The 14,224-nt window shown below is 67.2% G+C and carries 14 protein-coding genes; 9 read left to right on the top strand and 5 right to left on the bottom strand.

What is annotated here, in order from left to right:
* Positions 1 to 6: 6 nt before the first annotated feature.
* From RQG77_RS03660 to RQG77_RS03650, 3 genes are all read left to right on the top strand, one after another.
* Positions 7 to 447 (top strand): MarR family winged helix-turn-helix transcriptional regulator, encoded by a 441-nt coding sequence (locus RQG77_RS03660; RefSeq protein WP_056517626.1) that lies wholly within the window; start codon positions 7 to 9, stop codon positions 445 to 447.
* Positions 448 to 452: 5 nt separating this feature from the next.
* Complete coding sequence (locus RQG77_RS03655; protein ID WP_311243807.1) at positions 453 to 1,799, top strand: MFS transporter; 1,347 nt, start codon at positions 453 to 455, stop codon at positions 1,797 to 1,799.
* Between the two features lie 73 nt (positions 1,800 to 1,872).
* Positions 1,873 to 2,301, top strand: coding sequence for a hypothetical protein (locus RQG77_RS03650; RefSeq protein WP_311243492.1), 429 nt, complete (start codon positions 1,873 to 1,875; stop codon positions 2,299 to 2,301).
* A gap of 69 nt (positions 2,302 to 2,370) precedes the next feature.
* Here the strand turns inward: RQG77_RS03650 and nrdF are convergent, their stop codons facing one another.
* The 4 genes from nrdF to nrdH are packed head-to-tail and all read right to left on the bottom strand — an operon-like array spanning position 2,371 to position 6,226.
* Positions 2,371 to 3,351 carry a class 1b ribonucleoside-diphosphate reductase subunit beta gene (gene nrdF, locus RQG77_RS03645; protein WP_311243491.1) on the bottom strand — a complete coding sequence of 327 codons (981 nt, stop codon included), beginning with the start codon at positions 3,349 to 3,351 and terminating at the stop codon, positions 2,371 to 2,373.
* Between the two features lie 32 nt (positions 3,352 to 3,383).
* On the bottom strand, positions 3,384 to 5,504 hold the full coding sequence (nrdE, locus tag RQG77_RS03640) for a class 1b ribonucleoside-diphosphate reductase subunit alpha (RefSeq protein ID WP_311243806.1): 2,121 nt from the start codon (positions 5,502 to 5,504) through the stop codon (positions 3,384 to 3,386).
* 20 nt (positions 5,505 to 5,524) lie between these two features.
* A complete protein-coding gene (gene nrdI / locus RQG77_RS03635) occupies positions 5,525 to 5,986 on the bottom strand; it encodes a class Ib ribonucleoside-diphosphate reductase assembly flavoprotein NrdI (protein ID WP_056517635.1) in 462 nt (153 codons plus the stop codon).
* A 6-nt stretch (positions 5,987 to 5,992) separates the two neighbouring features.
* Positions 5,993 to 6,226: a glutaredoxin-like protein NrdH gene (nrdH, locus tag RQG77_RS03630; RefSeq protein ID WP_042537838.1), complete on the bottom strand. Its 234-nt coding sequence runs from the start codon at positions 6,224 to 6,226 to the stop codon at positions 5,993 to 5,995.
* A 389-nt stretch (positions 6,227 to 6,615) separates the two neighbouring features.
* On the opposite strand from nrdH, the gene RQG77_RS03625 reads away from it, so the two are divergent.
* The 6 genes from RQG77_RS03625 to RQG77_RS03600 all read left to right on the top strand — a co-directional run bounded on the left by RQG77_RS03625 (position 6,616) and on the right by RQG77_RS03600 (position 12,653).
* Positions 6,616 to 7,824, top strand: coding sequence for an MFS transporter (locus RQG77_RS03625; RefSeq protein ID WP_311243490.1), 1,209 nt, complete (start codon positions 6,616 to 6,618; stop codon positions 7,822 to 7,824).
* Positions 7,821 to 8,735, top strand: a complete 915-nt coding sequence (locus RQG77_RS03620; protein ID WP_311243489.1) for a sugar kinase — start codon at positions 7,821 to 7,823, stop codon at positions 8,733 to 8,735. The genes RQG77_RS03625 and RQG77_RS03620 overlap by 4 nt, the downstream gene beginning before the upstream one ends.
* Positions 8,736 to 8,789: 54 nt before the next feature.
* On the top strand, positions 8,790 to 9,548 hold the full coding sequence (locus RQG77_RS03615; protein ID WP_311243488.1) for an alpha/beta hydrolase: 759 nt from the start codon (positions 8,790 to 8,792) through the stop codon (positions 9,546 to 9,548).
* Positions 9,545 to 10,705: an acyl-CoA dehydrogenase family protein gene (locus RQG77_RS03610; RefSeq protein ID WP_311243487.1), complete on the top strand. Its 1,161-nt coding sequence runs from the start codon at positions 9,545 to 9,547 to the stop codon at positions 10,703 to 10,705. The genes RQG77_RS03615 and RQG77_RS03610 overlap by 4 nt, the downstream gene beginning before the upstream one ends.
* Before the next feature lie 89 nt (positions 10,706 to 10,794).
* Positions 10,795 to 11,262 carry an Lrp/AsnC family transcriptional regulator gene (locus RQG77_RS03605; protein WP_311243486.1) on the top strand — a complete coding sequence of 156 codons (468 nt, stop codon included), beginning with the start codon at positions 10,795 to 10,797 and terminating at the stop codon, positions 11,260 to 11,262.
* Entirely contained in the window at positions 11,259 to 12,653 is a 1,395-nt protein-coding gene (locus RQG77_RS03600; protein WP_311243485.1) for an aspartate aminotransferase family protein, read from the top strand. Before RQG77_RS03605 ends, RQG77_RS03600 begins: the two co-directional genes overlap by 4 nt.
* A gap of 15 nt (positions 12,654 to 12,668) precedes the next feature.
* Here RQG77_RS03600 and RQG77_RS03595 read toward each other — a convergent pair whose 3' ends face one another.
* On the bottom strand, positions 12,669 to 14,207 hold the full coding sequence (locus RQG77_RS03595) for a PucR family transcriptional regulator ligand-binding domain-containing protein (protein ID WP_311243484.1): 1,539 nt from the start codon (positions 14,205 to 14,207) through the stop codon (positions 12,669 to 12,671).
* Positions 14,208 to 14,224 lie beyond the last annotated feature (17 nt).

Below are 14,224 nucleotides of genomic sequence, written 5' to 3'. Positions count from 1 at the left end.
TAAGTAATGTCTGCGTCTGATGAATCCCTCCACCTCACCGCGACAGACCTGCGCATGGCGACTTTTCGACTCGCACGGCGCCTGCGATGCGCCCGAGCCGTCGACGCGATGAGCGATGCGCAGCTCGCCGTGCTCGCCACGCTGCGCATGCACGGCCGCCGCACGATCACGGCCCTCGCCGAGCGCGAGCGGGTCACCGCACCGTCGATGACGAACATGATCAACGGCCTCGAAGAGCAGGGCTACGTCGTCCGCACTCCGGATGCCGAGGATCGCCGACGCGTGCAGGTCGACATCACCGACGCGGGCACCGAGATCGTGGCACAGACCATCAAGCGTCGTGATGAGCTGCTGGCCGACATGCTCGGCGAACTCGACTTCACGGAGGAAGAACTCGCGACGCTGCGCGAAGCCAGCGCCCTGATGCGAAAGGTGGTCGACCGATGAGCGCGATGTTCCGTTCGTTCTCGAACATCAACTACCGCATCTGGTTCGCCGGCGCCCTCGTCTCGAACATCGGCGGGTGGATGCAGGCGACCGCCCAGGACTGGGTCGTGCTCACCGAGCTCACCGACAACGACGCCGCGGCCATGGGCGTCACGATGGCGCTGCAGTTCGGGCCGCCGCTCGTGCTCGTGAGCCTGACCGGCTGGGTCGCCGACCGGTTCGAGCGCCGGCGCATCCTGATGGCCACGCAATCGGCGCTGCTGCTGCTCGCGATCGCCGTGGGCGTGCTGCTGCTCAACGGCGTGATGACTCTGCCGATGATGTTCTGCTTCGCCGCGGGCTTCGGCGTCGTCAACGCGTTCGACGCACCGGCCAGGCAGGCGTTCGTCTCCGACATGGTCTCGTCGGGCGACACGTCGAACGCGGTCGCCCTGAACTCGGCATCCTTCAACCTCGCCCGCATGATCGGCCCTGCGGTCGGTGGCCTGCTGATCGTCGCGATCGGATCGGGCTGGGTGTTCATCGCGAATGCCGTCACGTTCCTCGCGATGCTGGTCGCGCTGCTCCTGCTGCGCACCGGCCAGTTGGCGCCGCGGCTCAAGAACCGCCGCCCCGGCGGGCTCGCCGAAGGCTTCCGCTATGTGTGGGGGCGCAGCGACCTGCGCGTGGTCTTCGTGACGGTGTTCCTGATCGGCGCGTTCGGCATGAACTTCCCGATCTTCGCCTCCACCATGGCGCTCGAGTTCGGGGCGGGAGCCGATGGATACGGCGTGCTGAGCTCGGTGCTCGCGATCGGCTCTCTCGCCGGCGCGCTGCTGGCCGCCCGACGCGACCGCGCCAGGGTGCGGGTCGTGATCTTCGCGGCAGGCGGCTTCGGCATCGCGGCCTTCATGTCGGCGGCGATGCCCACGTACATCTCCTATGCCGTCACGCTCACTTTCACGGGCTTCATGATCGTGACGCTGCTCACGACCGCGAACGGCTACGTGCAGATGACGACGGCACCGGCTCTCCGGGGCCGTGTGCTCGCGCTCTACATGGCAGTCATCATGGGGTCGACCCCGGTCGGAGCCCCCATCGCCGGGTGGGTCGCCGACACGTTCGGTCCTCGCAACGCGATCATGCTCGGCGGCACCGCCGGGTTCGTCGCCTGCGCGATCGGCGCGATCTGGGTCTTCACCTCCGGTCGTCTGCACCGGTCCGAGAACAGCCGCTTCCTGATGACGCTCGATGAGACCAGGCCGCTGAACGTCGTCGATGAAGCCGAGATGCTCGACAAGAAGGCGGATCCGGTCGAGTTCAGCGACGAGGCGGCCGTCACGACGCCGATCCGCACGTCGAAGAAGGACTGACCCCGTTCTGAGCGCGTGGATGCGGTTTGTCAATGCCCTCCACGCATGGCCGGGGCAGACGTACGTTCGCCGCATGGACCAGAACACAGGACGCACCCCGCACGCCGAAGAGCCCGCTGAGGGTTCGCCCGAGCAGAACCCTGAGCACAACACGGCGCCCGACGGACAGTCGACGGCCGAACGCGACGAGCTGCACGGAAACGCTCAGGGCTCAGCGCAGGGCGGTGCGATCCAGGGTGACAGCTCGCACGGCGATGCAGCCCGAGGTGCCATCCAGGGCGAGGCCGAAGACGGCAACGCTCAGGGCGCAGCCCAGGGCGGTGCGATCCAGGGCGACAGCTCGCACGGCGAATCGCCTCGCGGCGCCATCCAGGGCGACGCGAGCCCCGACCGCGATGCGGCGCTCGGCGGCGACGAGCACACCGAGGACCAGCTGACGGCCGACAACGAGGTCGAGGAAGACGCGCTGCGCTCACTCGACCCGAACGACGCTCCGGCCTGAGCGGCGGGTCTGCACGACGAAGGGGGCGGATGCCGCAGCATCCGCCCCCTTCGTGTCGTTCAGCGAGACTCAGAAGTCCCAGTCGTCGTCTTCCGTCGCCTCGGCCTTGCCGATGACGTAGGAGGAGCCCGACCCCGAGAAGAAGTCGTGGTTCTCGTCGGCGTTCGGCGAGAGCGCTGACAGGATCGCCGGGTTCACGTTCGTGACGGTCGAGGGGAACATCGCTTCGTAGCCGAGGTTCATCAGCGCCTTGTTGGCGTTGTAGTGCAGGAACTTCTTGACGTCTTCGGTCAGGCCGACGCCGTCGTAGAGGTCCTGCGTGTACTGCACCTCGTTGTCGTAGAGCTCGAACAGCAGGTTGAAGGTGTAGTCCTTCAGCTCCTGGCGACGCTCTTCGGTCTCCTTCTCGAGACCCTTCTGGAATTTGTAGCCGATGTAGTACCCGTGCACGGCCTCGTCACGGATGATGAGGCGGATGAGGTCGGCCGTGTTCGTCAGCTTCGCCTTCGACGACCAGTAGATCGGCAGGTAGAAGCCCGAGTAGAACAGGAAAGACTCGAGCAGCGTCGAGGCGATCTTGCGCTTGAGCGGGTCGTCGCCCTGGTAGTAATCCATGATGATCTGAGCCTTCTTCTGAAGGTTCGGATTCTCGGTCGACCAGCGGAACGCCTCGTCGATCTCCTTCGTCGACGCGAGCGTCGAGAAGATCGAGGAGTAGCTCTTCGCGTGCACCGACTCCATGAACGCGATGTTGGTGTACACCGCCTCTTCGTGAGGGGTGATCGCATCCGGGATCAGCGAGACGGCGCCGACCGTGCCCTGGATCGTGTCGAGCAGCGTCAGACCGGTGAAGACGCGCATCGTGAGCAGCTGCTCTTCGGGCGTCAGCGTGTTCCACGACTGGATGTCGTTCGACAGCGGCACCTTCTCGGGCAGCCAGAAGTTGTTCACCAGACGGTTCCAGACCTCGAGGTCCTTGTCGTCGATGATGCGGTTCCAGTTGATCGCCTGAACCTCGGCAACCAGCTTGATCGGGGGGTGAGGAGTCATGTCTTCGTCGTTTCTCGTGTTCAGTGACGGGATCAGAGCATGCAGGAGACGCACTCGGCCATGTCGGTGCCCTCCAGTGCCATCTGACGCAGACGGATGTAGTAGATCGTCTTGATGCCCTTGCGCCATGCGTAGATCTGCGCCTTGTTGATGTCACGCGTCGTGGCGGTGTCCTTGAAGAACAGCGTCAGCGACAGGCCTTGATCGACGTGCTGGGTGGCGGCAGCGTACGTGTCGATGACCTTCTCGTAGCCGATCTCGTATGCGTCCTGGTAGTACTCCAGGTTGTCGTTCGTCATGAACGGTGCCGGGTAGTAGACGCGGCCGAGCTTGCCTTCCTTGCGGATCTCGATCTTCGACGCGATCGGGTGGATCGACGACGTCGAGTTGTTGATGTACGAGATCGAGCCGGTCGGCGGCACCGCCTGCAGGTTCTGGTTGTAGATGCCGTGCTCCTGGATCGACGACTTCAGCGCCACCCAGTCGGCCTGCGTCGGGATGTGCTTGCCCGCGAAGAGCTCCTTGACCTTCTCGGTCTCGGGCTCCCAGGCGCGCTCGATGTACTTGTCGAAGAACTCCCCCGACGCGTACGTCGAGTCCTCGAAGCCGTCGAAGGCCTGCTTGCGCTCGATCGCGATGTTGTTCGAGGCGCGCAGCGCGTGGAACAGCACCGTGTAGAAGTAGATGTTCGTGAAGTCGATGCCCTCTTCGGAGCCGTAGTGCACGTGCTCGCGAGCGAGGAAGCCGTGCAGGTTCATCTGGCCGAGGCCGATGGCGTGCGAGCGGTCGTTTCCGTCTTCGATCGAGCGGACCGAGCGGATGTGGCTCTGGTCGCTGACCGCGCTCAGCGCACGGATGGCGGTCTCGACGGTCTGACCCAGGTCATCGGCATCCATCGACAGCGCGATGTTCATCGAGCCGAGGTTGCAGGAGATGTCCTTGCCGATCTGGTCGTACGACAGGTCGTCGTTGTACGTGGTCGGCGTGTTCACCTGCAGGATCTCGCTGCAGAGGTTGGACATGTTGATGCGGCCCTTGATCGGGTTGGCCTTGTTCACCGTGTCCTCGAACATGATGTACGGGTAGCCCGACTCGAACTGGATCTCGGCGATGGTCTGGAAGAACTCGCGCGCGTTGATCTTGGTCTTCTTGATGCGTGGGTTGTCGACCATCTCGCGGTACTTCTCGGTGACCGAGATGTCGCCGAAGGGAACGCCGTAGACCTTCTCGACGTCGTACGGCGAGAAGAGGTACATGTCCTCGCCGTTCTTCGCGAGCTCGAACGTGATGTCGGGCACGACGACGCCGAGCGAGAGCGTCTTGATGCGGATTTTCTCGTCGGCGTTCTCACGCTTGGTGTCGAGGAAGCGCATGATGTCGGGGTGGTGCGCGTTGAGGTACACGGCGCCTGCACCCTGACGGGCTCCGAGCTGGTTGGCGTAGCTGAAGCTGTCTTCGAGGAGCTTCATCACGGGGATGATGCCCGAGGACTGGTTCTCGATCTGCTTGATCGGCGCACCGGCCTCGCGGATGTTCGAGAGCAGCAGCGCCACGCCGCCGCCGCGCTTGGAGAGCTGGAGAGCGGAGTTGATGCCGCGGGCGATCGACTCCATGTTGTCTTCGATGCGCAGCAGGAAGCAGCTGACGAGCTCGCCGCGCTGGGCCTTGCCCGAGTTGAGGAAGGTCGGCGTCGCGGGCTGGAAGCGGCCGGAGATGATCTCCTCGACCAGGGCGACCGCGAGCTTCTCGTCGCCACCGGCGAGGCCGAGAGCCGTCATCACGACGCGGTCCTCGAAGCGCTCGAGGTAGCGCTTGCCGTCGAACGTCTTGAGCGTGTAGCTCGTGTAGTACTTGAAGGCGCCGAGGAAGGTCTCGAAGCGGAACTTCTTGCCGTACGCGAGGTCGTTGAGCTCCTGGATGAACTCGAGCGAATACTGCTCGATCACGGCCGGCTCGTAGTACTCCTTCTCGACGAGGTAGTCGAGGCGCTCCTTGAGCGAGTGGAAGAACACCGTGTTCTGGTTGACGTGCTGCAGGAAGTACTCGCGTGCCGCCCGCTTGTCGGCGTCGAACTGGATCTTGCCGTTCGCGTCGTACAGGTTCAGCATCGCGTTGAGGGCGTGGTAGTCCAGGCCCTCATAGGTCGGGTTCATCTTGAACGCCACCGTGTCTGTCACTGAGTCGGTTCCTGCCTGCTCGTCAACTGCGGTACCCACCGTCGCTCCAATCCGTCGCTCACGCGATCAACATCGTCTTGTGTGCCGAAGATCTCGAGCCGATACAAGTGAGGCACGTTGCACTTGCGGCTGATGATGTCACCGGCGAGACAGAACGAGTCGCCGAAGTTGGTGTTGCCCGCAGAGATGACTCCGCGGATGTGTTGCCGGTTGCGCTCGTCGTTGAGGAACCGGATGACCTGCTTGGGCACCGCGCCTCGTTCGACGCCGCGCCCCTCACCCCCGCCATAGGTGGGAGTGACCAGCACGAAGGGCTCGTCGATGACGAGTTCTTCCTGCTGTCGGAGAAGGGGAATGCGTCGGGCCGGGAGCCCGAGCTTCTCGACGAAGCGCGCGGTGTTACCCGAGGCGCTCGAGAAGTAGACCAGGAGCGGCGCGGCGGTCGCGACGGCGCTCATGGCTCATTACGCCAGACGCGAGGCGAGCTCGTCGATCTTGTCGGGGCGGAAGCCCGACCAGTGGCCCTCGTCGGTGACGACGACCGGCGCCTGCATGTAGCCCAGCGCCTTGACCTGCTCGAGCGCGGTTGCGTCTTCCGACAGGTCGAGGATTTCGTACTCGATGCCCTTGGCGTCGAGCGCGCGGTAGGTGGCGTTGCACTGAACGCAGGACGGCTTCGTGTAGACCGTGATCGACATCTTTTCGCTTCCCCTCAAATCTCTGGCCTGCATCTGAATCAGGCTGTTTTCCGGTAGACCCTCACCGGGATCTCAATACTACATATAGGTACGGACATTCAGGGTGACCACTAGGGGTAGTAGTTACATACGTGTAGTTTTCCACCGCTCTCCACTGGTACAACACAGGTTCTCCACCGTTTCTTCCACAGGCTCAGGCCCCTCGGAGGCACCTCCGAACCGCGAGAAATCGCGGCTGGGAACGACCTGTGAGAGATCCATCCACAGGTGGCACGATACGACCGGCCTCCGACATCGGATTTTCTGTGGAAAGTCCGTTTGGGCGTGTCGCGGCGTGTCGCCGAGGAGCCGCTTCGACGGCCGCCGCCGGCTCCCGGTAGCGTTGACCCGTGGCGGGATATCGGGACCTTCTTCGCACGCCCGGAGTGGCGCGCATGATCGCGGCACAGCTGACCGCTCGATTCCCCAACGGCATGAGTTCGCTCGCCATCCTGCTTCATGTGGAGCAGCAGACAGGCTCCTATGGATCGGCCGGGCTCGTGCTCGCAGCGACCAGCGTCGGACAGGCCGTCGCCGGCCCGATCACGAGCCGATGGATGGGCGCCTGGGGCATGCGCCGCGTGCTCACCCTCACCCTCAGCGTGTGCGTGGTCGCGGTGCTGGGTCTCGCGTTCCTCCCCCTGAACGTTCCCGGCTACATGATCCTCGGCATGATCGCCGGGCTCTCGACTCCGCCGGTGCAGGCTGCGGTGCGCACCATCTATCCGAAGCTCGTGAACTCCAAACAGCTCACTCCTCTCTTCTCGCTCGACGCCTCTCTGCAGGAGATCATCTGGGTGCTGGCGCCTGTCGTGATCACGCTCGTGTCGACGCAGGTGGGTACCGCAGAGGGACTGCTCCTCGTCGCCGCGGTGCTCGTCGGCGGCGGAGCGTGGTTCATCCTCTCCCCCGAAGTCGGCCGGGTACGCATCCCGCGCAGCCGCAGCGCGCTCGGCAAGGTCGTGCTCAAGCCACCGGTGCTGCTCGCCACCGTCATCGGATTCCTGCTCATCGGCGCATGCTCGGCCGTCGAGGTCGGCGTCGTCGCGACGTTCGAGCACGGCAGCCTGGCGGCCGGCCTCGTGCTCGCGGTGTTCGCCGTCGGCAGCCTCGCTGGAGGCCTCTCGTTCGGACACATCCCCATCGGGCCCTGGGCGATGGCCCGCCGCCTCACGATCGTCACGGTCGGCCTCGCCCTCACGATGTTCTCCCTCAACGAGTTCTGGCTCGGCGGCACCCTGATCGTCGCCGGCATCGGCATCGCCCCGGCGCTCGCCGTGCTGTTCGCCATCACGACCGCGAGCGTCAAGTTCAGCGAGACGGCCGAGGCGTTCGGCTGGGCGGGCACCGGGCAACTCATCGGCGCGGCCGCCGGATCCGCCGTGGCCGGCTTCCTCGTCGATGCGACGGATCCGCGTGGCGCCTACCTCGCAGCGACCCTGTTCGCGGCGGCCGGACTCGTCGTCTCGATCGTGTTCGTCCGCTCGTTCCCCGATCTGCGTCACCGCGACGCGAGCCCCCACCCCGACACCGAACCCCTGGCGGTCACCCCTTCATGAGCTCTGCCTCCTCCCCCGCATCCGCCGCCCCCGAGGTCATCTGCGTGGGCGAGTCCATGGGACTCGTCACGGCGCTCGGCGCACCGCTCGCCGAGACCGAGACGGCAGCGCTCGGGTTGGCGGGGGCAGAGGGCAACGTCGCCGTCGGGCTCGTGGCGGCGGGGCACACGGCGGCATGGGCCTCTCGTCTCGGCGACGACCCGATCGGCATCCGCATCTCCACCGAGCTCGCGCGCCGGGGTGTCGACCTCTGGGTGACGACCGATGCGGATGCTCCCACCGGCGTCATGTTCAAAGACCCGGGCGTCGAGTCCTCGTCCGTCTACTACTACCGCCGCGGATCGGCGGCCTCGCTGATGGGTCCGGGGTTCCTCGACGCCGCACAGCTCGCGGGCGTCAGGATCGTCCACACCACCGGCATCACCCCCGCACTCTCGGCGTCGTGCCGAGCGATGGTCGACCAGCTCTTCGTTGACGCCCGCGCGGCCGGCGCGCTCGTCTCGTTCGACGTCAACGACCGCCGCGCGCTGTGGACCATGCAGGACGCCGCCGAGACGCTGGCCAGACTGGCGGATGCCGCCGACATCGCGTTCGTCGGCCGCGATGAGGCCGAGCGCGTCTGGGGCACTGCAACGCCCGCCGAGATCCGCGCGCACCTGCCGCACTGCGGGCTGCTGATCGTCAAGGACGGCGATGTCGGTGCGACCGCGTTCCACGGCGACGACGAGCCGGTGTTCGTGCCGGCTCCCCGGGTCGACGTCGTCGAACCGGTCGGCGCCGGCGACGCGTTCGCCGCGGGCTTCCTCGCCGCGACCCTCGCCGGCGCCGAGCTCGCAGAGCGCCTCTCTGCAGGGCACGCCGCCGCCACCCTGGTGCTCACGACGCACGGCGATCTGCCTCCGCTGATCTGACCTCGCGTGACCGTGACCGGGCTGCCCCGCGCGACCCGGTCGTAGGCTTGCTGCATGCCCGCACCGCTCTCGCTGCCTCGCATCTCCTGGGGACACCCGGCGTCTGATCGCCGCGTCCTCCTCGTGCACGGACTCGGCTCGTCCGGCGCACTCATGTGGCGCCTCGGCACCGCTCTGGCCGATCTGGGCTGGCACGCGACCGCGATCGATCTGCGGGGCCACGGCGATGCGCCGCGCGCTCTCGACTACTCGGTCGCAGCCTACGGCGCCGACCTCGCCTCCACGCTGCCCGACGGCGGCGGACCGTGGGATGCCGTGGTCGGCCACTCTCTCGGCGGCGCCGCCAGCACGGCGGCCGCGGCATCCGCCCCCGAGTGGACTCGCCGGCTGGTGCTCCTCGACCCCGCGATCCGCGTCGGCGGCCGCGACGCCACGATCGTGCGCAAGAGCCAGGAGCGCGCGTTCGCCGACAACAGGGTCGAGCTGGTTCAGCAGGAGCATCCGCACTGGCATCCGCAGGATTGGGAGCTCAAGGTCGACGCGGTGCACCGCACGAGCGCCTGGGCGGTCGAGCAGACGAGCCGGCAGAACACTCCCTGGGACGTCACGGCGGATGCCGCGCGGCTGACCGTCCCCACGCATGTGATCGCCTCCGACCCCGCGGTCTACAGCATCTTCACCGGTGACGTCGCGGCCGGCGTGCTCGCATCGAACCCGCTCATCACGATGTCGGTGGTCGCGGGATCGGGGCACTCGCTGCATCGCGACAAGCCGGAGGAGACCATCCGACAGCTGGAAGAGGCACTCGCATGAGCACGTTCGATCCGATCGCCTTCCTCCCGGACGACCTTCTCGACCGCATCCGCGACCGGGCGCCGATCCACGACCGCGACAACACCTTCCCCGAGCAGGATCTCGACGAGCTGCGGGATGCGGGCTACCTCTCGATCCTCGTGCCGGCCGAGCGCGGCGGCGCGGGTCTGAGCCTCGCCGAGGCGGCGATCCTGCAGCAGCGCCTCGCGACGGCGGCCCCCGCGACGGCCCTCGCGATCAACATGCACCTCGTCTGGACGGGCGTCGCCAAGGTCTTCTCCGACCGCGGCGTCCCGGGCCTCGAGTTCGTGCAGGACGGCGCGGTCGCCGGCGAGGTCTTCGCATTCGGCATCAGCGAGGGCGGCAACGACCTCGTGCTGTTCGGCAGCGACACCGATGCCGCGCCCACCGCCGACGGCGGCTACGCGTTCACCGGCACGAAGATCTTCACCTCGCTCGCGCCCGTGTGGACGAAGCTCGGTCTGCACGGACTCGACACCACGAGCGCAGACGCCCCGAAGCTCATCTTCGCGTTCGTCGAGCGCACAGATGCGGTCGTCACGGGCGACGACTGGGACACCCTCGGCATGCGGGGCACCCAGAGCCGCACCACCCGACTCGACGGAGCCACCGCGGATGCCGAGCACGTGGTGCGCCGCATCGACCCGGGCCCCAACCCCGACCCCATCGTCTTCGGGATCTTCTCGGTCTTCGAGATCCTGCTCGCCTCGGTGTACACGGGCATCGCGCGCCGTGCGCTCGACCTGGCGGTGCTCACCGCGCAGAAGCGCCGCTCGAAGAAGACGGGCGCCGCCTACAGCCAGGACCCCGACATCCGCTGGCGCATCGCCGACATGGGGCTCGCATACGACGCCCTTCCTCCGCAGATCGCCGCGCTGGCCCGAGACGTCGACGAACGGGTCGACAACGGCGCCCGCTGGTTCACTCTGCTGTCGGGCGTCAAGCATCGCGCGATCACCATGTCGAAGCACGTCGTCGACCAGGCGATGCTCGTCGCGGGCGGCGGCTCGTACTTCTCGTCGAACGAGCTCTCGCGGCTCTACCGCGACGTGCTCGCTGGCGCGTTCCACCCCTCCGACCCCGAGTCGGCGCACGCGACCGCGGCGAGCGCGTGGCTCGGGCCACTCGACTCCTAAGGGGCAGTATTCTGCGGTTTCGCGCCTGACGCCACGCCGATCCTGCGGAATCGGTTGAAGGATGGTCGTTCCGGTGCGAGGATCGCATCATGACGCCGTCGAAGAAGCACCCCCCGTTGGATGACGTCGCGAAGACGATCATCGAGCTGCTCCAGGAGGACGGGCGACGCTCGTACTCCGACATCGGACGAGAGGTCGGCCTGAGCGAGGCCGCCGTCCGGCAGCGGGTCCAGCGCCTCACCGAGTCCGGCGTCATGCAGATCGTCGCGGTCACCGATCCGATGCAGTTGGGCTTCCCCCGGCAGGCGATGATCGGCATCCGTGTCTCCGGCGACACCCGGGTCGTCGCCGAGGCCATCGCCGAGGTCCCCGCGATCGACTACGTCGTGATCACGGTCGGATCCTTCGACATCCTCGCCGAGGTCGTCTGCGAAGACGACGAAGACCTGCTCGCCCTGATCAACGACCGCATCCGCCCGATCGACGGGGTGCTGTCGACCGAGACCTTCATCTACGCCAAGCTGCAGAAGCAGCTCTACAACTGGGGGACCAGATGAGCACGCACCGCACGACTCCGTCCGAGGCCGAACTCCAGGCGATGGCCAAAGACCATCTGTGGATGCACTTCACCCGTCAGTCCACGATGGAGAAGAGCGGTGTGCCGATCATCGTCAAGGGCGACGGTCACCGGATCTGGGATTCGAAGGGCAAGGAGTACTTCGATGGGCTCGCCGGCCTGTTCGTCGTGAACGCCGGGCACGGCCGCCGCCGCCTCGCCGAGGCCGCGGCGAAGCAGGCATCCGAGCTCTCCTTCTTCCCGCTCTGGTCGTACGCGCACCCCGCGGCGATCGAGCTCGCCGACCGGCTGGCCGACGAGGCCCCCGGCGACCTCAACCGCGTCTTCTTCTCGACCGGTGGCGGTGAGGCCGTCGAGACCGCGTTCAAGCTCGCAAAGCACTACTGGAAGCTGATGGGCAAGCCCACCAAGCACAAGGTGATCTCGCGATCGGTCGCCTATCACGGCACCCCGCAGGGCGCCCTCGCGATCACCGGCATCCCCGCGATGAAGTCGATGTTCGAGCCGGTCACCCCGGGCGGCTTCCGGGTGCCGAACACCAACTTCTACCGCGCGGCCGAGATGGGCGGCCCGAGCGACGAACTCGAGGCCTTCGGACGCTGGGCCGCAGACCGCATCGAAGAGATGATCCTGTTCGAGGGAGCCGACACGGTCGCCGCCGTCTTCCTCGAGCCGGTGCAGAACTCGGGCGGATGCTTCCCGCCCCCTCCCGGCTACTTCGCCCGCGTGCGTGAGATCTGCGACCGCCACGACGTGCTGCTGGTCTCCGACGAGGTCATCTGCGCGTTCGGTCGGCTCGGCCATACGTTCGCGTGCACAGGACTCGGCTACGTGCCCGACATGATCACGTGTGCCAAGGGCATGACGAGCGGCTACTCGCCGATCGGCGCCACCGTCATCAGCGACCGGATCTACGAGCCCTTCTCACAGGGCGACGTGTCGTTCCCGCACGGCTACACGTTCGGCGGCCACCCTGTCTCAGCGGCGGTCGCACTCGAGAACCTCGCGATCTTCGACGAGGAAGGCCTCAACGAGCACGTGCGCGAGAACTCGCCGCTGTTCCGCGCCGAACTCGAGACGCTGCTCGACCTGCCCATCGTCGGAGACGTGCGCGGCGACGGCTATTTCTTCGGCATCGAGCTCGTGAAGGACAAGGCGACGCGCGAGACGTTCGACGACGACGAGTCCGAGCGGCTGCTGCGCGGCTTCCTCTCCCCCGCGCTGTTCGAAGCCGGGCTCTACTGCCGGGCGGACGACCGCGGCGACCCCGTGATCCAGCTCGCGCCGCCGCTCACGGTGGGCCCTGCCGAGTTCCGCGAGATCGGGCAGATCCTGCGAAGCGTCCTCTCCGACGCCCAGTCGGTGCTCTGACCCAGCCGGATCGTCTCAGCCGGATGCCGCGGTGCGCCGCCTCGCGAGGAGTGCGAGGTGGAGCGCCGCGATCGTCTCGCCGTCGTCGAGATCGGCCCCCAGCAGGTCGCCGATCAGCGTGAGGCGCTGATAGAAGACCGACCTCGACAGGTGGCTCGCGGCCGCCGCGGCCGAACGATTGCCCGGGTGCGCGACGAGGGCTGCGAGCACGTCGAGCAGGTCACCGCGGCGCTCCTGATCGTGGCGGATGAGTGGTGCCAGCATCCGTTCGCTGTGCTCGTGCAGTCTGTGGTCGTCCCGCAACGTGGCGACGAGCCGCTCAAGCGGGCGATCATCGACGCGGCGCACTCGGGCGCCGCGCTCAGCGCGATCGCTGTCGGCCAGATCCCGCGCCGCGCGCAGTGAGCCGAGCAGACCGATCACGTCGTCGGCGGCAGGCCCCACGAAGACAGCCCGGTCGGGACCGGCGATGCGCAGCAGCATCTTGTCGGGCAGGCCGGCGGATGCAGGCACCGACAGCAGCGCCACGTCGTCGCCGTCGACGCGGGCGGCCATCACCGCGAACCCCGCCTGTCGCGCACGGTAGGCGAGCTCGCTGATCGAGCCGCTGCCCCGTGCCACGATCCCGTGGCAGTGGCGGCCGTGGAGCGCGAACCCGCCAGCGCGCAGCCGAGCGTCGATGTCCTCGGCCTTCGCGAACCGCGCGCCGAGCAGGTCGTCGATCACCCCGCGCTGAGCGAGCAGCGACCATTCGGCGTCGCCGCCGTCGGCGATGCATCCGAACGCGAGGGCCGTCGCTCCCTGTTCGAGCACCGTCACGCGACCGGCGGGGTGTGCCGGGCCCGGGAGTGCGAGGAGAGTGCCCCAGCGCACCCCGCGCGCCTGCACCGGCACCGTCTCGGCAGCATTGCGATTCTCGAGCACCTCGGCGATCGGCATCTCGAGCCCCTCGGTCGCGATCACCTCGTGCGCGAGGTTCTCGAGCACGACCGGGGCTCCGAGCGCTCGAGCGGTCTCGGAGACCACGACGTCGGCGGGCGCCCCCTGCAGGCTCAGCGCGGTGAAGAGCTCGTGCAGGTGCTGCCGCTCGCGCAGCGCCTGCGTCTGCGCGGCGATCAGCGCATGGTGCACGGCCTCGGTCACGGCGACGAACTTGACCTCGTGCGTGAGGGCAATGAGGGCCAGCCCCTCCGTGGCGCAGACGTCGACGACCGGTTGCGGCACCGCTTGCCGAGCGGTCTTCAGCTCGAACACGATGCCGGCGATGCCCGCCCGATGCAGGCTCGACGCGAAGTCCCTCAGCTCGGCGTCGCCCACAGGCCACCCGGCGCCTGTGGTCAGCAGCAGCTCACCGCCGTCGAGCAGTCGCGCGACGCCTACGCTGTCGGAGACGTGCACCCAGCGCACCGCGGCATCGAGCGCCGCACCGCCGACGAGCACGTCGGGTTCACCCTGCTGTACCGCAGCCTCGGCGAGCACATCAGCCACCGTCAGGAAGACGGCGCCCGTCGGACGATCTGTCCGATTGCCGCCGATCTCACTACGTTCTGACACCGCAGATGCTCCTTGTG

Source organism: Microbacterium sp. WCS2018Hpa-23, assembly GCF_031843845.1.
GTDB lineage: Bacteria > Actinomycetota > Actinomycetes > Actinomycetales > Microbacteriaceae > Microbacterium.
The sequence above is the reverse complement of the archived record's forward strand: the minus strand, read 5'-3'. Positions and strand labels throughout refer to the sequence as shown.